The sequence below is a fragment of the Paraburkholderia sp. EG286A genome (genome assembly GCF_040965375.1).
Classification (GTDB): Bacteria; Pseudomonadota; Gammaproteobacteria; order Burkholderiales; family Burkholderiaceae; genus Paraburkholderia.
The window spans coordinates 521,610-541,489 of record NZ_JBFRCB010000006.1; the positions used below are offsets into that span (position 1 = coordinate 521,610).

The 19,880-nt window shown below is 64.5% G+C and carries 12 protein-coding genes; 4 read left to right on the top strand and 8 right to left on the bottom strand.

What is annotated here, in order from left to right:
* Positions 1-11: 11 nt before the first annotated feature.
* The 4 genes from AB4Y35_RS29390 to AB4Y35_RS29405 form a co-directional block, all read right to left on the bottom strand.
* Entirely contained in the window at positions 12-1,427 is a 1,416-nt protein-coding gene (locus AB4Y35_RS29390; RefSeq protein ID WP_368707130.1) for a FecR domain-containing protein, read from the bottom strand.
* The gene (locus AB4Y35_RS29395) at positions 1,424-2,122 is read right to left on the bottom strand and encodes a response regulator transcription factor (RefSeq protein WP_342922547.1); all 699 of its coding nucleotides are present in this window, start codon (positions 2,120-2,122) and stop codon (positions 1,424-1,426) included. Before AB4Y35_RS29395 ends, AB4Y35_RS29390 begins: the two co-directional genes overlap by 4 nt.
* A 253-nt stretch (positions 2,123-2,375) precedes the next feature.
* On the bottom strand, positions 2,376-2,762 hold the full coding sequence (locus tag AB4Y35_RS29400) for a hypothetical protein (RefSeq protein WP_342922546.1): 387 nt from the start codon (positions 2,760-2,762) through the stop codon (positions 2,376-2,378).
* Between the two features lie 771 nt (positions 2,763-3,533).
* Positions 3,534-4,514 carry an SH3 domain-containing protein gene (locus tag AB4Y35_RS29405; RefSeq protein WP_368707131.1) on the bottom strand — a complete coding sequence of 327 codons (981 nt, stop codon included), beginning with the start codon at positions 4,512-4,514 and terminating at the stop codon, positions 3,534-3,536.
* Positions 4,515-4,935: 421 nt separating this feature from the next.
* Here AB4Y35_RS29405 and AB4Y35_RS29410 point away from each other — a divergent pair, with 421 nt between their 5' ends.
* The 4 genes from AB4Y35_RS29410 to AB4Y35_RS29425 all read left to right on the top strand — a co-directional run bounded on the left by AB4Y35_RS29410 (position 4,936) and on the right by AB4Y35_RS29425 (position 12,370).
* Positions 4,936-7,095: a hydantoinase/oxoprolinase family protein gene (locus AB4Y35_RS29410; RefSeq protein ID WP_368707132.1), complete on the top strand. Its 2,160-nt coding sequence runs from the start codon at positions 4,936-4,938 to the stop codon at positions 7,093-7,095.
* Entirely contained in the window at positions 7,092-9,416 is a 2,325-nt protein-coding gene (locus AB4Y35_RS29415) for a hydantoinase B/oxoprolinase family protein (protein ID WP_368707133.1), read from the top strand. Before AB4Y35_RS29410 ends, AB4Y35_RS29415 begins: the two co-directional genes overlap by 4 nt.
* Before the next feature lie 46 nt (positions 9,417-9,462).
* Positions 9,463-9,969: an acetone carboxylase subunit gamma gene (locus AB4Y35_RS29420; protein ID WP_368707134.1), complete on the top strand. Its 507-nt coding sequence runs from the start codon at positions 9,463-9,465 to the stop codon at positions 9,967-9,969.
* 373 nt (positions 9,970-10,342) lie between these two features.
* Positions 10,343-12,370, top strand: coding sequence for a sigma-54-dependent Fis family transcriptional regulator (locus AB4Y35_RS29425; RefSeq protein ID WP_368707135.1), 2,028 nt, complete (start codon positions 10,343-10,345; stop codon positions 12,368-12,370).
* Between the two features lie 522 nt (positions 12,371-12,892).
* Here the strand turns inward: AB4Y35_RS29425 and AB4Y35_RS29430 are convergent.
* From AB4Y35_RS29430 to AB4Y35_RS29445, 4 genes are read right to left on the bottom strand one after another with little or no spacing between them, the layout of a single operon-like run.
* On the bottom strand, positions 12,893-14,038 hold the full coding sequence (locus AB4Y35_RS29430; protein WP_368707136.1) for a Wadjet anti-phage system protein JetD domain-containing protein: 1,146 nt from the start codon (positions 14,036-14,038) through the stop codon (positions 12,893-12,895).
* Positions 14,035-17,736 carry an SbcC/MukB-like Walker B domain-containing protein gene (locus AB4Y35_RS29435; protein WP_368707137.1) on the bottom strand — a complete coding sequence of 1,234 codons (3,702 nt, stop codon included), beginning with the start codon at positions 17,734-17,736 and terminating at the stop codon, positions 14,035-14,037. Before AB4Y35_RS29435 ends, AB4Y35_RS29430 begins: the two co-directional genes overlap by 4 nt.
* Entirely contained in the window at positions 17,733-18,404 is a 672-nt protein-coding gene (locus AB4Y35_RS29440; protein WP_368707138.1) for a DUF4194 domain-containing protein, read from the bottom strand. The genes AB4Y35_RS29435 and AB4Y35_RS29440 overlap by 4 nt, the downstream gene beginning before the upstream one ends.
* Complete coding sequence (locus AB4Y35_RS29445) at positions 18,401-19,828, bottom strand: Wadjet anti-phage system protein JetA family protein (protein ID WP_368707139.1); 1,428 nt, start codon at positions 19,826-19,828, stop codon at positions 18,401-18,403. Before AB4Y35_RS29445 ends, AB4Y35_RS29440 begins: the two co-directional genes overlap by 4 nt.
* Positions 19,829-19,880: the final 52 nt, after the last annotated feature.

Sequence of the window (19,880 nt, forward strand, 5' to 3'; positions counted from 1 at the left end):
GCGCGGCTCCGTCACCAATCGAGCCTGAACGACTGGACCGGGCTGGCCTTCTGGTAATAGTGGCCGTTGTCGAACTGCTCGGCGATCACCGTCCAGTAGTAGACGCCCTTCGGCAGGTCGCGCACGACCGCGTCGCCCGCCGTGATGTCGGTACGGTCGATGAGCGGCGCGCGCAGATCGGACGTCGTGGCGAGCACGAAGCGAAAGCGCGTGTTCGGCGCGTTGCGGTCGATGAACCAGCGGAACGCGAAGTCGCGCGAGCCTTCGATGGGGCCGGCGCTCGTGCCGAGCGCGACGCGCCGGCGCTCGAACGCATACGACGCCGGCATGCCTTCGAGGCCGCGGGCGTCGATGGCGGAGATGCGCACGAAGTAGGTGCCGTCTTCGAGGTTGGCAAACGACGCGCGCGGCTCGGCGCTGCGCTGGTCGCGAATCATGTCGAGCAGCCCCGCGTCGCGGCCGATCTGCACGCGCCAGGCGCTCGCACCCGCCGACGGCGCGATTTCGAAGGCGACTGCTTCGTCATCCTGCACTTTGGACGGATGCAGCAGTTCGGGCGCGTCGAGCAGCGTGACGGGCGCGCCCGCCGGCTGGCCCGCCAGCGTGAGGTTGCCGTGGTGCGCGGCGACGAGTTGCTCCGAGGCGCTAAGCGGCACGCCCGGTGCCGGCGGCTGTGCGCGAGCGCCGCGGCCCTTGTGGGCCAGCGAGTCGGCGTCGACGCCCACTGCACCGTCCAGCACCTCGACCGCCGTCGCGCGCTTGTCGCCGTCGTAGCTCACGCGAAACTGCGTGCCGCGCACGCCGGCCACCACCGAAGGCGAGCGGATCTGGAAGCGATCGTCCTTCTTCGTGGCGTGCGTGACCTCGCTGTTCACCTCGCCATGATGGAGATCGACGATGCGGTCGGTCGCGCCCGTGAGCGCCGTTTGACGCAGCGTGGCAAGGTCGAGCGAGGTATCGGGCGGCAGCGCGATATGCGAGCCATCGGTCAGTTCGAGGGTGGCGAAGCCGTTGTGGCCGGTCTGCACCCTGTCGCCTTCGACGAGGCTCGCGCCGACCGTGAGCGGCAGGAGCGGACCGGCGCGGAACGCATGCTGCACGGGACCGTTCGCGGCGACCACCTTCGCGCTCAGGCCATCCTGGCGCAACAGCGCGACCGGCACGCGCAGCGTCGTGCCCGGCCGGAGGTGGCGCGGCTCGCTCACATGATTGAGGCTCGCGAGCGTCTTCCAGTCGGCGGGATTGCGCAGGTAACGCGTGGCGATGTCGTAGAGCGAGTCGCCCGGGCGCGTGACGTAGGTGGTCATCTCGGGCGGCTGCGCGGGCGCGTGCTCGCGGGCCTCGGCGCCGCGGGGAAGGGCAATGAACGCAAGCGCGAAGGCAAGGAACGGCGCCGCGGTGGCGCGCACCGCACGCACGCCCCTCACGCGTTGTCCCCCTCGATCCGCTCGAGCCGGTAGCCGTAGCCGTAGATCGGCGTGAGGCGATAGCCGTTTTCGGGACGCAGGCCGAGCTTCGAGCGCAGCATGGAAACGTGGGTGTCCATCGTGCGCGAAGGAATGTCGTCGGACTGTTTCCAGATCACGTCGAGAATGTGCGCGCGCGACAGCGGCCGGCTCAGGTGCTGAAACAGCAGCAGCGCGAGATCGAACTCCTTCTGCGTGAGCGCGACGTTGCGGCCGCTCACCGAAGCCTGGCGCGACTTCAGGTCGAACTCGTACTCGCCGAAGGTTTCTTTGAACGCGGGCGTGTGCAGCTGATAGGCGCGGCGCAGCAGCGAATTGACGCGGGCGCTCAGCACCGGCGCCGAGACGGGCTTGACGACGTAGTCGTCGGCGCCGGCGTTGAGCATTTGCGCGATGTCGGCCTCGCGGCTGCGGCTCGTCATGAAGAGCACCGGCAGGCGCGTGGAGAGGCTCTGCCGCACCCAGTGCAGCACTTCGTCGCCCGCCATGTCGGGCACGTTCCAGTCGAGCACGAGCAGATCGAACGTCTGCCGCCGAAGCTGCCTGACGAGCTCGCTGCCCTTGGCGAACGCGTGGCAGACGTGGCCCGCCGCGCTCAAGGCCTGGCAGACGAACTCGGTCTGCGCTGCATCGTCATCCAGTACTGCAACTCTCATAGCACCCCGCAACCAGGTTTGTTCTTCATCGTCCTGCGATGGACTGCCTCCCTGCCGCACCGCGCTGCCACCGGGACCATCGCCTGGCGGGCTCTGGCGCGCGCTTCGGCACCGGATCGTCGGCCACCCGCCCTGGCCCTGGCGGCACGCGCAACCCGCCGTGCAGCAAAGGCCGCTACTCTCGCCGCGTCTCGAAAAAAATGGGAGCGCGAGGCCGCGCTCGACTTCGGTGAACAGATCGCTCTCATGTTAATCACTCATGGTAGTCGAATTTGCCTTCGTTCGAACCGGGCCTGGCCGCCTCGCCCGCGGCTGAAGGCGATTCCGCGAGCAGCGCGGTCAGATGGGAGCGCACGTGCTCCCATGCCGCATGCGCATAGTCGGGCTGCAAGGCCGCGCGCGACTGCGCCATGACAAACACGCGCAACACTGTGGACGAACACTGTGTCAGGCGCTCGGCCGCGCCGAAACGCGAAAGGTGCAGCGCTTCGCTGAGCCACGGGAGTTCGGCCGCGCAGGAGTCCGCGTAGGCCTCCATTGCGGCGCGCGCATGGCGGTCGCGCGCGAGGTCGAGTTCGATGCGGTCGAACTCGCGGCCACCGTCGGGGCTGTCCACGCGCGAGCCCGGTGGAAAACGCATACGGCCGGATCGGAAAAACATGTAGCCCCCGTGAAGACAAGCAGGCAGAGCAACGGAAGTGAAGCGGCCAGGCGTTTTTTCGCGGACGCAACAACGTCGAGCCGCTCGCCATGCGCGAAGCGGCAAAAAGAATGCGTTCTGGTGTGCGGAAAAAAATGTGGCGACGGCCGCGTGCTGCGCACTGCGTGGTCTCCGGATTCCGCCCCCGGAGTCGGACCGCCAGCGCAGTCATCGTCGTACGCGGCGCGAGCCCCGCTGCCAGCGTCACCGCCCGACGCTGTCAGCGGGCCGCAGCCGCCTCCCTGCACGACGAGGCACGTGCCGCCATCGCCACGTCCACCTCAAAGCACTGGTTTTCCCAGCGTTATCCGGCGAACTCGGGTTCGCTCTGACTTCCTCTTGCTGACTGCGTCGCCAGGTCCCGAGCGAGCCAGCCCCCGTAGCAGAAATCCGTTGCCAGCGGCGCATGCGCGAAGCTCGCGTGGCGCTGGCGGCGTGCGGCCGTGCTTGCACTTGCCGCGACGACGTATTCTCACCTGGGCGCCATGAATTTACTGTCAGGGATTGTTAAATCTGTCAGAACCGACGAAAAGCGGTGAAAAGCCGGGCGGAGGGCATGGCGCGGGCGATGGCTCCAGTGAGCCCGCGTAACGCGTCGCATGACCGTCACACCCCTTGATTGATTCGCAATCCTAATTCGCAGCCGGAAAACAGCAACGGCGGGATTCCCGCCATGGAGATCCCGCCGCTGCGGCGAAGCAACGCTATGCGTTAGTGCTCGGTTTGCCGCTCGTTGCCCCGTTCGCCACCCTGGCTGGGACCGTGGCCGCCCTGACCACCCTGAGGCGGCGCAGCCGGCCGCCCCTGCGGCTGTTGAGGCGCGGGCGCGGGCGGGCGCATGCCGCCCTGCGGCTGTTGAGGTGCAGGCCCGGGCGCACGCATGCCGCCCTGCGGCTGTTGAGGTGCGGGCGCGGGCGCACGCATGCCACCCTGCGGCTGTTGAGGTGCGGGCCCGGGCGCACGCATGCCGCCCTGCGGCTGGGGCTCCGGCGGACGCGCATAGCCCTGCGCGGGCGCGCCGGCCGGCGGCCGGCCGCCGAACTGCTGCTGCTCGGGCGGATGCCCCGCCTCGTGGGGACGCATGGTGCCGGGCTGCTCCACGTTGCCAGGCGGGCGTTGCGCTCCGGGCGGCGGTGCGCCGCGCATCGGCTCATTGGGCGCGGGCGGGCGCTCGCCGCCGCCAGGCGCAATCGCGGGCGGACGGCCCGGCGCGCCGTGCCACGCCGGCGCGGCCGGCGGGCGGCCGCGTTCAGGCGGCGGTACGTGATCCCATCGATGCTGTTCGCCATACCACGGCCGGTCGCGATAGAAGCTGCCCCAGTAGGCACCGAGCGAGAACGCCACGATCGGCACGCCGATCTCCGCGCCATAGTCGGTGAGCGGCACGTAGTTGCCCTGATACGGATAACTGAGATACCCACCGTAGACCCAGCCGCGCAGACCCGGCACCGTGACGTCACACCACGAATAGTCGCCCACGCAGCCCATCACGGTGACGGGCTGGCCGGGTCCCAGTTCGGCAACGACGGGATAGTCGCCTGAAGGCCCTGCGTACAGATCCACCGGTTCGCTCGTGTAGGCCGCGGATTGCGCGCTGGCGTCGGACGACGCGAGCACGAGGCCGGTTGCGAGGCACGCGCTGGCGAGCGCAGGTACGAGCGCACGCAGGCGCGTGTTGAAGCGCTTGGACATTGTTTCTCCCTGTTCCAGCTAGTTTGTTTTGCCGCTGCGCAATTGCCGTGCCCGGCACGCGACGCTGCTTCGAGGTTATGCGTTTTCTTTGACGTAGTGAAGTCGCTGCGCGACCGGACGCTCCCCTCATCCAGGTGAGCCTGCAACGACATCAACCATCCGATGCGCCCGATCGACCGGCATTCGAACGCCGGTCAAGGCTGAAAACCGGCCGTCTGGCTGCGCTTCCGGACCCATCGCCGCCCCGCCCCTGCGCCTGGCTCTGCTCGCGAGCCCTTGTCGCGCGGGGCTCTGCCCTGGATTGCCCTGCAATGGCACGACTGTTGCAGAGACGAGCGCGAGCCGCGACATCGCGTGCGACGCATTCGGTCAAACGTGAGCAACGCCGCTCGTGACTACTTCAATCATTGGAGACGAAACCATGGAAGGGCTTTCGCAAGTCCAGGTGTTGGGCATCGACGCCGGCGGCACGATGACCGACACCTTCTTCGTGCGCGCCGACGGGCGATTCGTCGTCGGCAAGGCGCAGAGCAACCCGGAGGACGAATCATTCGCGATCTTCAACTCCTCGCAGGACGCGCTCGCGCACTGGCAGCGCGACGTCGACGCCGTCTATCCCGAACTCGTGACCTGCGTGTACTCCGGCACGGCCATGCTCAACCGCGTCGTGCAGCGCAAGGGGCTCGACGTCGGGCTGCTCGTGAATAAAGGCTTCGAGCACGTGCACTCGATGGGCCGCGCGATCCAGAGCTACCTCGGCTACGCGCTCGAAGAGCGGATTCATCTGAACACGCACCGCTATGACGAGCCGCTCGTGCCGCTCTCGCGCACGCGCGGCGTCACCGAGCGCACCGACGTGCAGGGTGAAATCGTCATTCCCGTACGCGACGCCGAAGTGCGGCAGGCGACGCGCGAGCTGGTCGCAGCGGGCGCGAAGGCCATCGTGATCTGTCTCCTGCAGTCGCACAAGAACGCCACGAGCGAGCGCCTCGCGCGCGACATCGTGCGCCAGGAGCTGAAGGCAGTCGGCGCGGACATCCCGGTGTTCGCCTCGGTCGACTACTATCCGCAGCGCAAGGAAAGCCACCGGATGAATACGACCGTGCTCGAGGCCTATGCAGCCGAGCCGTCGCGGCAGACGCTCAAAAAGGTCAGCGACCGCTTCCGCAAGCACGGTGCGAAGTTCGACCTGCGGGTCATGGCGACCCACGGCGGCACGATCAGCTGGAAGGCGAAAGAACTCGCGCGCACGATCGTCTCGGGCCCGATCGGCGGCGTGATCGGCTCGAAGCTGCTCGGCGAGGCCCTCGGCTACGACAACATCGCATGCTCGGATATCGGCGGCACGTCGTTCGACATGGCGCTCATCACGAAGGGCAACTTCGCGATCGCATCGGATCCGGACATGGCGCGCCTCGTGCTGTCGCTGCCGCTCGTCACGATGGATTCCGTGGGCGCCGGCGCGGGCAGCTTCGTGCGGCTCGATCCCTATAGCGGCGCGATCAAGCTCGGCCCGGACAGCGCCGGCTATCGCGTCGGCACCTGCTGGCCGGAAAGCGGGCTCACGACCGTGTCGGTCTCCGACTGCCATGTGGTACTCGGCTACCTCAACCCCGACAACTTCCTCGGCGGCCAGATCAAGCTCGATGTCAACCGCGCGCGCGAGCACATCGAGGCGCAGATCGCCGCTCCGCTCGGGCTCTCCGTCGAAGACGCGGCCGCCGGCGTCATCGAGTTGCTGGACCTGCAGCTGCGCGAGTACCTGCGCTCGAACGTGAGCGCGAAAGGCTACAACCCGACCGAGTTCGTGTGCTTTTCGTATGGCGGCGCCGGTCCGGTCCACACCTATGGCTACACCGAAGGGCTTGGTTTCAAGGATGTCGTGGTGCCCGCGTGGGCGGCCGGCTTCTCGGCGTTCGGCTGCGCGTGCGCGGATTTCGAGTATCGGTACGACAAGAGTGTCGATCTGGCGCTGCCCCAACTCGCCGGCGACGACGACAAGGTCCTCGCCGCACAAACCATCCAGAAGGCGTGGTCAGAGCTCGCCGCCAAGGTGGTCGAAGAATTCCGCATCAACGGCTTCAGCGAGCAGGACGTGATCCTGCGCCCGGGCTTTCGCATGCAGTACATGGGTCAGCTCAACGACCTCGAGATCGAATCGCCGATCGCCAGCGCCGCGCAGGCCGGGGACTGGGATCGCATCGTCGCGGCATTCGAGGACACCTACGGCCGCGTCTATGCCAGTTCGGCGCGTTCGCCCGAGCTTGGCTTCTCCGTCACCGGCGCCATCATGCGCGGCATGGTGATCACGCAAAAGCCCGTGCTCCCCGAGGACGCGGAAGGCGGCGCCCTGCCGCCGGCCGAGGCGCGAACCGGAGTGCGCAGGCTCTATCGCAACAAGCAATGGTACGACGCGGTGTTGTGGAAGATGGAGGCGCTCAAACCCGGCAACGAGATCACCGGCCCGGCCATCATCGAATCCGACGCGACGACCTTCGTCGTGCCGAAAGGTTTTGCGACCACGCTCGACAAGCACCGCCTCTTCCATCTCAGGGAAGTCCAGCAAGGAGACACGCAATGAACATGCTATCCCGCCAGGAAGTCGGCTTCGCCGACCTCCTCAAGAACGGCCAGACCCTCAAGCAGTTCCGCGACGGCATCCTCGCGCGCACCGGTGAAACGGGCCACTACAACGGGCTCGAGCGGCTCGAATTGCGCGAGCGCGATCCGATCCGCTACGAAAAGATGTTTTCGAAGCTGCGCGGCGGGCTCGTCCATGCGCGCGAAACCGCGAAGAAGATCGCGGCAAGCCCGATCGTCGAGCAGGAAGGCGAACTGTGCTTCACGCTCTACAACGCCGCGGGCGACTGCGTGCTCACCTCCACCGGCATCATCATCCACGTCGGCACGATGGGCGCGGCGATCAAGTACATGATCGAAAATAACTGGGAAGCGAATCCCGGCATTCATCCCGGCGACATGTTCACCAACAACGACTGCTCGATCGGCAACGTCCATCCGTGCGACATCGCGACGATCGTGCCGATCTTTTCGCACGGCAAGCTGGTCGGCTGGGTGGGCGGCGTGACCCACGTGATCGACACGGGCGCGGTGACACCGGGATCGATGTCGACCGGCCAGGTGCAGCGCTTCGGCGACGGCTACATGATCACGTGCCGAAAGACCGGTGTGAACGACACACCGCTGCGCGACTGGCTCCACGAGAGCCAGCGTTCGGTACGTACACCGAAGTACTGGATTCTCGACGAACGCACGCGCATTGCCGGCTGCCACATGATCCGCAACCTGATCGAGGAAGTGATCGAAGAGGAAGGGCTCGACGCGTACGAGAAGTTTGCCTATGAAGTGATCGAGGAAGGACGCAGGGGTCTGCAGACCCGCATCAAGGCGATGACGCTGCCGGGCAAGTATCGCAAGGTCGCCTTCGTCGACGTGCCGTACAACCATCCCGATGTGCAGACCTCGTCGGCGTTCGCGAAACTCGACTCGATCATGCACTCGCCCGTGGAAATGGAGATCCGCAAGGACGGTACCTGGCGGCTCGACTTCGAGGGTGCGAGCCGCTGGGGCTGGCACTCGTACAACGCGCACCAGGTCGCGTTCACGAGCGGCATCTGGGTGATGATGACGCAAACACTCGTCCCCACGCAGCGCATCAACGACGGCGCGTATTTCGGCACCGAGTTCCATTTGCCCAAGGGCGCGTGGATGAATCCGGACGACCGCCGCACGGGTCACGCCTATGCCTGGCACTTCCTGGTTTCGGGCTGGAGCGCGCTGTGGCGCGGTCTCTCGCAGGCCTACTTCAGCCGCGGCTATCTCGAGGAGGTCAACGCGGGCAACGCCAACACATCGAACTGGCTGCAGGGCGGCGGCATCAACCAGGATGGCGAGATCCATGCCGTCAACAGCTTCGAGGCTTCGTCGTGCGGCACGGGTGCCTGCGCAGTCAAGGACGGCCTCAGTCATGCCGCCGCGATCTGGAATCCCGAAGGCGACATGGGCGATATCGAGATCTGGGAGATGGCGGAACCGCTGCTCTACCTCGGCCGCAACATCAAGACGAACTCGGGCGGCTACGGCAAGTATCGCGGCGGGTGTGGTTTCGAAACACTGCGCATGGTGTGGAAGGCGCAGGACTGGACCATGTTCTTCATGGGCAACGGCTATATGAACAGCGACTGGGGGCTCATGGGCGGCTACCCGAGCGCCACCGGCTACCGCTTCGAGGCGCACCGCACCGGCCTGAAGGAGCGCATCGCACTGGGCGAAAGCCTGCCGCTCGGCGGCGATGCCAACCCGGATTTCCCGGACTACGAGAATCACCTGAACGCGGGCGCCATCATCAAGCGCGATCATCAGTGCATGACCACGGAGGACTGCTACAGCAACTACGATCTCTACCTCAACTATCTGCGCGGCGGCCCCGGCTTTGGCGACCCGCTCGATCGCGAGCCCGAAGCCATCGAACGCGATCTGAACAGTGCCTTGCTGCTGCCCGAATACGCGCAGAAGGTGTACGGCGCCGTCGCGACGAAGCATGCCAACGGCATCTGGACCGTGGACGCAAAGGCCACTGCACTGCAGCGCGTCACGATCCGCAATGCGCGCCTGGCACGTTCGCAACCCACGCGCGAATGGATGAAAGGCGAACGCGAGCGCATCGTGCTCAAACACGCCGCGCCCCAGGTGCAGCACATGTTCGCAACGAGCTTCGGGCTCTCGACGAAGTTCGAGCAGCAGTTCCGGGCGTTCTGGGATCTGCCGGATGCGTGGACGCTCACCGAAGACGAGCTCGACGTACCGACCTATGGCTCGAAATTCCGCATGGACCTCTCGAAGATGCCCGACGTCAACACCGTCGTGCTGGTCGAAGAGTAAGTCCGCGCTTTCACGCAACCATCAAGGAATTCGAGGAGGAAACGCCATGTCCACCTACACCAGGGAACAGATCCGCAATCTGGTCGACGGCAAGCTCGACTGGGACACGACGCTGCGCATGCTGTCGATGCCCAAGGACGCGGAGCGGTTTCAGATGTACGTCGAGTCGCTGCAGGCCAGGCTCGGCTGGAAGGACCGCATCGTGCTGCCGCTCGGGCCGCACCTGTACATCGTGCAGCAATGGGCGACGAAGAAATGGGTCACACAGTGCGACTGCGGCCACGTGTTCTGCGACTACCGGGAAAACTGGAAGCTGCACGCCAACATCTTCGTACGCGATACCGACGAAGCCATGGACGATGTCTATCCGCGGCTGATGGCGCCCGATACGCAATGGCAGGTGTACCGCGAGTACTACTGCCCCACGTGCGCAGCGATGCATGACGTGGAGGCGCCGACGCCGTGGTATCCGGTCGTCCACGACTTCGAGCCCGACATCGACGCGTTCTACTCCGAATGGGTCAAGCTGCCGGTCCCCGAGCGGGTCGATTAGGCTGATGTTCGAACCGGCTGGCGTGGTTTGACGCCGGTGTGCCCCGCTTTCGCATTGCGCGAAGCGGGGCGTTCGTTTTCCGGCCGTTCGATTTCCGGACGGCCGGCGTGTTTCCGGTCGCGCTTTCGCTCGAGCAGTTGAAACCGACCCGTCCGCTTGCGTTGGCAGCAGGCACCACAAGGCCTGCCGGGGGCCGGCTGGCGCACGCATTGCTTGTACGGGATAGATTGCGAGCCGGTCATGGCACCGGATCGGAGTACGATACCCAGCAACGAGCCCCGGCCGGTCCAGCCGGGCAAGACTGGGATGAAAAAAGAGGCCGGTCGCCACGGCCTCATGGTTTGCTGCAAACGCGAACTGCCAGGAGACAGGTATGCAACCGACAGGCACGCCCATGGACTGGTTTTCCAGTCCCCAGCACGACGCCGGCATCATGACGGCATGGGAGCATCGAGTAGGCGGCGACGAATGGCACTCGGCCGAGGTGCGCGGCGTCGTCGATGATTCCTGGCAGCGCTGCCTCCTCGGGCAGGTCAACCCGGCAGCGGATCGCGCACCGCCGCCGCTCGGCGAAGACCAGCTGATGCAGTGGCAAGGCGCCAGCAACCGTCTGATCAGCGCAAGCCTGCCGCTCATGCAGCAGATCCGCGAGTTGCTGACGCAGACCGGTACGGTCATGCTGCTTGCCGACCCGGACGGCATCGTCCTGAAACACGAAGGCGACATGCGGATCATCGAGCCCGCGCGTGAGGTCGGGCTCGTGCCGGGCTGCAACTGGACCGAACTCAACTGCGGCACCAACGCGATCGGGACTGCACTCGCACTGGGGCAGCCCGTGCAGATTCACGGCGCGGAGCACTTCTGCGCCGGCATCAAGCGCTGGACCTGCTCGGCCACTGTCATCCGCGATCCGTTCCATGGCCACGTGCTGGGCGTGATCGATGTCTCGGGACTCGCGGACACCTACAGCCGCTACACGCTCGCGCTGACCGTGTCGCTCGCGGGGCGCATCGAAAGCCGGCTTGCCAAGGATGCCATGCAGCGGCGTTTGCGCGTGCTGGACCTCTGCGCGTCACGCCTGGGTACCAACGGCCCGGACGGAGTGCTCATCGTTGACGAGCAGGGGCGCCTCGTCAAGGCGAATGCCCAGATCGTGCCCGCGCTGCGGCGACTCGGTTTCGACCTGCAGCTCGACGCCAGCTTCGTGCTGCCCGGACTGGACGCCAGGTCAGGCAGCGTCGCTTCGGCGGCAGCACCGGCCTGGCTGCGACATGCCCATGTCGAAATACTGCGCGAAGACGGTGTCCTGGGTTTCATGATCGTGATCCCCGGCGCGCCCGCCGTGCGCGGCCCAAAACCGGTTGCCCGCGAACGCGAGCCGCTTCCCGGCGCGACCCGCGGCTTCGGGCGCATCGTCGGAGACAGCCGCGTATTGCGCGCGGCCGTCGACAAGGCGCGCCAGCTCGCGCCCTCGAAGGTCCCTGTCCTGTTGCTCGGCGAGACGGGCGTGGGCAAGGAGCTCTTCGCACAGGGCATCCATCAGGCCAGCGAACGGGCGAACGGGCCGTTCGTCGCGCTGAACTGCGGCGGACTCTCGAAAGACCTGCTCGCGAGCGAACTGTTCGGCTATGCCGAAGGGGCGTTTACCGGCGCGCGCAAGTCGGGCGCCGCGGGCAAGATCGAAGCGGCCAACGGCGGCACACTGTTTCTCGACGAGATCGGCGAGATGCCGCTCGACATTCAGCCCCATCTGCTGCGCGTTCTGGAGGAGAACGAAATCTACCGGCTAGGCGAGAACACGCCGCGCAAGGTCAACTTCCGGCTCGTCGCCGCCACTCATCGCGACCTGAAGGATGCCATTGGCAAGGGCACGTTCCGCATGGACCTGTTCTACCGCATTGCGGTGACGACCGTGTCGATTCCGAGTCTGCGTGAACGTACGGAGGATCTGCCTGCCCTCATTGCCTACTGGCTCGAGCAGATGTGCGGATCTTACGGTTTGCAGGACCGATCGTTCGACGACGAGGCCTATGCCTGTCTGCTCAACTATTCGTGGCCGGGCAACGTGCGCGAACTGCGCAACGCGATCGAAGGCGCCCTCCTGCTGGCCCACGGCCCGACGATCGGCGTGGAGACCTTACCTGCAGAGGTCCGCGCGCCTGTTGTGCCAATGGAGTGCGGTGCGCCGGGTGCTACGAGCACATCGGAACAAGGCGCGGAGGCATCGCTGCGGATGGCCGAAGCCGAAACGATCCGCCGGGCGCTCGAACGCCACGCCGGCAATCTCACGCAGGCAGCGAATCAGTTGGGCATCGCCAAAAGTACGCTTTATGAAAAGGTCCGCAGATACGGCCTCGTGGCAGCCGTGAGCCATGCGCGCCGGTCAGGGGGCTTGCGCTAGACGAGCCAGACCTGCGCGACAACGCCTGAACGGCTACGCCCTGTTGCAGGGCGCGGCCGGGGCAGTCTCGCTAGCGGCGGCGTTATTCGTTCTCTTCGAAGTAGTGACGCGGCCTTTTCTGGCGGGCCGTCACCTGCAAACCTACGCCAAAACCTACGCTGAATTCCCTCGCGACTCTTTGGCATGTTAGCGTCGCATTTCAGCAACAGAGGACCCGAAAGTGCAGGATTTGCCCCTAAATGACCGGATAGGATGCGTCCATTGGCCACCCCGCCCGCACCGCCTCCAGCTACCCGTAGCACCCGTCGAAGCCGTAAGAGTCGCCAGAACGGTATCCCGCCGACTCCCGCGACAAAGTGACCCGCCGCACACCGTCTTGTCGCGTGAACTCATCCGATCAGGTTCGGAGCAACAGGATAGAACCAGCAGAGCCCCCAGTGACCACCGGACATTCTTGAGCGGAAGCGCAAGGTCACTGAAGAAGCGGCCGATGGACTTGACCACGATGGTGAGCTTGTGGCCCTACGGCATGAATAGTTCTTGGTCTACAAAACGGCGTGTCTCACGGAGCGCAGGCACGAGTTGGCCATCGGCGTACGCGCAACCGGTTTCCGCGAGGATCTTTTGCCCTTGCTTCTCGGCTGCTTCCGGCGAGTGCCCATGGCCCTCTCGAAGAACCTGCAACATGGCCGCATAACCAGTTTGCCACGCAGTCAGCCCGGAGAAACTGGCTCTCATGGCTGCGAGGATTCGCATACCAGCCCAGTCCAGGTCACCCCAAAAGTACGCTGGCCGCGTTTCTTTCCCGAAGAGCCAAGACTTGAATCCGTCACGCAGGTCGCGCGTGTCGCCGCCTTGATCAGAGAAAAACAGCGAGCATCCCTCGGGCGTACGCAACCGCTGAGCGCTACCCTTAAAGCCGGATGCGAACGCCAAGGCCAGCCCCTCGAAGGCAGCGCTACCAGACCGCATCGCCCGGTCGTAGGTCGTCAGGTTTTCGATGAGGAGAACGCCGCGGAAGCCTGCTGGCGGTAGGAACACTTGAAGCTGTACCGGCGACTCCGGGAAAGGGCAGTCATCGAGCTCGAGCAGCGCGGCAACCAACGCCTGGCGCTTATCCAGAACCTTGGACATGCCCCAGAACAGCCGGGAGGAGACTTCGCGAAGAAGCAAGGACTCGTGCTTCAACACCCGCAGTTCGTTAAGGCGGGCCACGACCTCGGACATCGCTCGGTCAGGCATGTCGATACAGAATTCACTGACCTGACGCTTGACCTCATTCGAGGCGACCAAGTCAGCGAAGACAGCTTCCCGCCAGAGTTCCGCGGGGCTGCGGACCCGCTCTGGACGACCAACGGCCGCGCGCAGTGCGGGTTCGTCAAGAACGGTGACACGCGGGGCCCGGTCGTAGCCGGAGCGCTCCTTTGCAACGCCCTCAGGCTTGACTGCCAGCCAGCCCCAGCGCACTAGCTCGCCAAATTGCTCCCAAAGCATCTCTTTGGTGGACTCGAACGGCGCCTCATAAAGAGCCGGCCAAGTTTTGGGGCCAAGAGCCACCGATTGTGCGCGCGTGCCTCGCTGGTCTGCGCTTTCGAGCCTGTCAACCAGCAGATTGAGCAGCCGCTGCATGTCGGCACCCTGCAGCCACAGAGGCGCTCGATCGCTCACGGGGCTGTCTCCATGGAACTGGCCGGCGCTGCATCGGCAAGGGCATCTGACAAGAACAAGTCGCCAGGTGAAGCCTGCGGGACTTCCGACGGCGCCGGCTCCTTCGCCTCGAATGCCAGCCTCGCTTGCTCCCGGACCTTCTCGCGGTGTGCCTCCCACATCTCACGCATGCGGTCCTTTTTGAAGTGGCGCTCGTCGCACTCGATGATGAAGTCCAGCTCGCCATTCATCTCGTCGACGCCGGCCCGGCTGTAACTGAATTCACGATCGAACTCCGGTCGCAAGCCGCCCGCGCCGCGAGTTGGCATGGCGCTAATCAGTTGGAGGCCCAGGCTGTCGCGCAGATACCGAAGCACCGCCCGGGCGCGCAGCTCGTCCATTCGGGAGAACGATTCGTCGCTCACCAGCAGCTTCAGACTCGGCCCCTTGTCAAAAAGCTTCATCCGGTTCGTCACTACGGCGGCACGAACGATGTATGCCGGCGTCTCCAGCTGGCCGCCGGAGCCGGTTCCCCAGATGGACAGTGCGATGCGGCCGCCGCTATCAGACTCATTCCAGATTTCGTATCGGCGATAGTTCCGGTAATCCGCGATGCGCAACAGGTCTCGCTCGGCGCGCTCCTGGTCCTTGTCCAGAAGCAGCTTCACCAGCCGGTCGCGTACTGCCCGATGCTTGTCGCTCAGCGTTGTCTCTGCAAACAGGTCGACCGTGTCCGGTGAGTCAGCCAGCTCCGCCACGGCCTTGAAAAAACCGTAATAGTCTTCGAACTCTGGTTCCCACCTGGACCAGTCGATAGTAAAGCGGTCGGTGCCGAACTTGAGATTCTGGAGCTCTGCGTTCATTTGCCGCAAGGTCCGGATGCCGTCGTCGACCTTGGCTTTAATTTCGACGCAAAACTGTTTGGTAAAAACGTCGTGGAAGGACCGCTCTGCCTTTCCCACCTCATTGCGGTTGTTGTACAGTCCCACGCCCTCGAGGTCAGCGTGCATCGCGCCCACCGCGCGCCCGAGCTGCGCCAACGGGCCATAACAGGGGTCGAAGCCATCCCCTTCGTGCAGATAGGGTAGGTGCACTTGAAAGCGCTCCTCCGTCCTGGCTTTGATGTTGTGCTCGCTCAATTGTTCACGAACTTCGCCAACACGCAGAGCTGGAAGGCTGCGTAGCTGATCACGGCGAGTCGTCACCTCCGCCACCGTTGCGGCGGACAGCAGGCCCTCGACCTGTTCCGACATGACCGTGTAGGTGCGTTCGGGGTTCACTTCGCAGAGCTGTTTCAGCCTCCCAATCTGCCGTTGGAGCTCGCGCAGTCGCTCGTCGCGGCGGCCGGTAATGCCCTTGATTACCTCCTCAGACTTCTCTGTCCTCTCCTGTGCTAGGTGAATGGCCCGATGCGCGTCGTTGCGGTCCCGGTCGACGTCGCCGAGTTGCCGCTGCAACTCGGTCAAGCGGGTCTCCAGTTCGTTCACTTCGCGCAGGTCCAGCTGGTTCAGTGCACTCTGAGCCTGGTCAATCTCCCCCGCGTAATTGAGCAGGGGGTCGGGGTCGAAGTTGGGCTCGCGAACGGCTGACAGCAGTGACCTGACATCGGAGAGCGTCTTCTTGAGCGCCTGAAGGTCGGCCAAGCGGCCTTCTGCCTCATCCAGCTGAGCGGTCGTTCGTCGGAGCGCGTTCTCACGGGCCGCACGTCCAAATACCAACTCATAACGCTCAGTCACGAACATGGTGCGCGAACCACTGCCCTTCCCGTCCATCGTCAATCCGCGAGCAACGTCACGTAGCTGGTTAGATGTGTCGACCTTGATGACAGAGCCATACTGTTCGACGAGGTACGCCCGCGCGATGGGATGATTGGTGTGCAACTCGTGGATGATGGACTCACGTGGCACGCGGCTCATGTCAGCCTTGTCCAGGCAACGCTTCCCCTGCACCACCTTCGCCTTCGAGCCCCAAGTGTGCAGGAAGTCGATGGTCCTTGCCTCCCACTCGGGCTTGACAATGAGGTTGAAGCGGGCGTTGCCCATATAGCCTTCGATGGCCGGCTGCCACTTCTCGGACGCCGGCTCGACGAGATCGCACAGCACCAGCACCGATGCCTCGGGCAGCGTTTCCCGGATGCGGGCGACGGCCATTGCTGTCGGCGAGTCGTAGTTGCCGCCCCCGGATGCCAGCCGTGCCTTGGTGCTCGCCAGGTCTCGAACCGTTCTCTGCTCAGTCTCGATACGAGTGGTCAACGACGCTTCGTCGGCGGCGATGGCCATAGAGACACTGTCCACAGGGCCTACTAAGGTCTTGAACACCTCAGCAAGTCCTTGGTTGAGCCCCTCGAACTGGCCGGAGAGTTCCAGGAGTTCGTCAGGTACGAACGACGGCGCCTGCAACACGCGGTGCACGGCGCGCACAAGATCCGCCAAGTGCCCGAGTTCGGTCTTTGCAAACGCCCTGGCAACAACCTCGACGGCCGGCAGGAGTCGGGTGAATTCCTTGGGCACCACCTTGCCCGCAAGCTGCCGAGCCACCTGGTCGAGATTCGCCGCGGACCGGAGTCCCTTGGCCAGCTCGTCCAGTACCTTGCGCGCGTTGCTCGTCGCGTTTCGCAGTTGAAGCTCCAGCCGCTCCTTGACACCGTGAGCCTCGATGCCTTGAAGGGTTGCAGTCAGTTGGACGCGGCTGCGGTCGAGGTTTTCCCATTGCCCGGTGAGCGTCCGGATGAGAGCGAGGTTGCGCGTCTCAATTTCGCCATCGGCGGCAATCTTCCGACGTTCTTCCGCCACCCGCGTTTCGTCATCGCGCAGATGAATCTTTGCCCAAAGGAGGTCGTACTGCACCTGCTGCTCGAAGGCCACGGCTGTTTCGTCAATGGCCCCCTTCAGCAGCTTCAGTCGGTTGACAGTAGCAGTCAGGCGCTCGCCTTCCTCCCGCAGACTGGTCACCTGGCGCATCAGCTCGCTGATGCGCGAGATGCTTTCCTGCAGCAGCTTGCCGTCGAATTCAAGGATGTCGTCGCGCACCAGATCATGCACCGAGCCGATGGGCTTGTAGGCAATGGACTGGCTCCACGCCTTGGCAGCGTTGGAGGTCTCATCCCACGTCACCGACGTGCGACCGCGGAACCGACCATACAAAGCGCAGAGATAATCCTTCTTGTGGCCACCGAATGAGGTGACCTTGCGGTAACGCGACTTCAACCGCTTGACCAGATCCTCGACCGCGACCCACTCGCTGTGACTAGCGTCCTTCAGGAAGTCGGCGACGCTCAGGGCTTCCTCATCAACGATGATGAGTTCCAGTCGTTCAAGGCGGGCGACCCGGCGTTCTCCCTGCCCATCCACCCGGGCGGCTGCGGCGACGACCGCGGTGAACAGCTTGGCCGTCGGCTCACCATCCTCAGGGCGAAAGATCGCAGCCACACAGCCGTGGGCGCCATCAGGACGCGAGAACAGACTGTACTCAGCACCACAGATGAACGACTCCAGCGTGCGCCGGGTCTTGCCGCGACGTTGAGTGCCGTGAGTCTCCTCCTGGCCCGGGTTGTAAGCCACGATGCCTTGATAGGACGCCGTCATCACGGTCTGCAAGCCGTCAAGCATGGTCGACTTGCCGGCGCCGGTGGGGCCGGTGAGCAACGTCATGTTGCCCAGCTCGTAGTCGCCCGGAGGCAACTGCCCCCAGTTGACGAGCACCAAGCGGTCCAGCTTCATTCCGCCTCCTCTCCGACGGTCGTCTCCTGCTCGACAATGCCATCTGTATCGAGCGCGGCGGTCATCGCATCATTGGAGACGATGCCCAAAATCGTGGGCCGGATGGCCAGAAGCGCATCTTCGTCGGCGATGCTGAAGGTCGTCGAGTAACTCAGCAGCCGATGCTTACGCAATTCTGCCAGCAACTGCATCTTTTCGGTGACGCCGTTCGGCAACGAACGCTTAAGTTGAGCCTGCAACGCCACCGCTAGATCCTCGAAGCTGATGAGCACTTCGCCCTGGGGCTGGATGTCACCCGAATTCAGCTTGTTCTGGTACAGGAAGCGCAGCGCCAAGGCTGCGGCGACGAAATCGGTCGATAGGCGAGCGCGCAGTGAAGGCACAGGCTCAAGCGTGTCCTCCGGCAGTCCGTCGACCACGGCGCCTGGAGCATAGAGACGGTAGAACTGATTCGTCGTGTCGTGGTGAAGCAGGAAGCCGGCGAGATCGAAGTAGTCTTCTAACAGTTGTTGGATGCGCCTGGCGTCGTCGTACAGCGCCTGCTCGGTGCGGTCCTCGTCGCGGACGATGACGCCATAGGAAAAAAGCCGAATGACCAGCTCCCGGAAGCGCTCCTGCTTCATGTTGATCAGCGCCAGTTGGTCGCGAATGACGGAGGACAAGTTCATTTTTTCAGTTCGATTTCGTAGTCACTGCCGGAATAAGCCGGATTATCCAGGCGCGTGGGCAGCCTGCGCACCAGGAAGTCATCACCACTGGCCCGCGCAGCTTCGACAGCCTGCATAGCCTTGAGCACATCTTCCGCGCTTTCGGCTGGAAGGGCTGAGAGCCTCACCGGATGCCGGAAGATGCGCAGGTCCGCGCGGAGGCCTTCGGCCACAAGTTCGTTCGGGAGTGAGAAAGCCTCTGCCTCTGCGCGTGCGAGAACGGCGGCGAGGCGTTCCTCTCGCGTAGTCCGCGGTCGAATGGTCACGGTGACAGCCTTACGGCGCTGCGTCGCGGTACGCAGCTTGAAGCTGGCCGGGTCGAGCAGCCGGACCTCAGCATTGGTGAGGTAAGCGCCGTAGTGCCGGAGAAGCCGGTCCTGCTCCTCCCTGTCTTCAGCCTGCGCCACGCGCTGGATGCCCTGCAAATAGGCATGGCGGGTCTGACCTGCTCGCAGCATCAGCGATTGCATCGCCAACCCGTTGATGCGCTTCAGGTAGGTCTCCATCGCCTTGAGGAAGCCGGGCTGCTTGGTCTCACAGGCGGCGTCGACGATGGCCTCTATGCGACCGAGGAGCCACTCGTAGACCGAGGCACCGGTGTGCTCCTTCACTGCCCAGTGTGCAATGTCGTGAAGCTGCTCGTCCATTCGGCTGAACTTCGTGTCGTTTACCTGGCGAAGCCTGTCCAAGTTTTGGCGGATGGCCTGCCGGTTTAGCATCGCGTTGTCCGCGGTCAACTGCTTGGAGTACTCCCGCTGGAACCGGTCGAGGAACTCGACGAACTCGCCCCACTGGCGCTGCGCCGATGCCGCCTGCATCAGGTGGCGCACAAGCTCCTGGAAATAGTCGATGCCCTCAGTCAGGTCCTCGATGACCTTCTCGGCGTATTCATAAGCGTCGACCAGGTCATGGGCGTCACCGCGAGGCTGCAGGGCCGCTTCCAAGGCGTTTCGGCAACCGCGCATGTTTCGCTGCCGGCTTCGGCTCGGGCGGTCCAGCGTCCACAGCGCCTCGGCGAAGAGCTTGCCCGGGCGCGAGAACCGGAACGCCGTGACCAAGCCCTCTCGGTCGGCGAACTGTTCGAGCCAACCGTCGGTAAGCAGCGTCCTCATCACGAGGTTTGTCAGTTGCAGAGGCTCACCGTCAGCGATACTGAACTCGTCAGCTTCTGCTTCTGTGATCAATCTGTCGGGGTTATCTCGCACGACTGCCATGAGCAGCTCGCGCAGCGAATCTCGCGTCATCGTGTGCGCGTAGTCAGCGGCCGGCCCGTGCAAGCGCTCGTACAGGGCACGAAGGCAAGCGACGACGAACTCCCTACGGGAGCTGTTCAGGGGTCGGAAGAAACGCTTGCGCTCAGCCTCGAAGAACGCGGGTTGACTCATGGAGTGGTTGCCCCGGTATGGCGCCATGCCGGCCATGGCTGCTCAGCGCCCA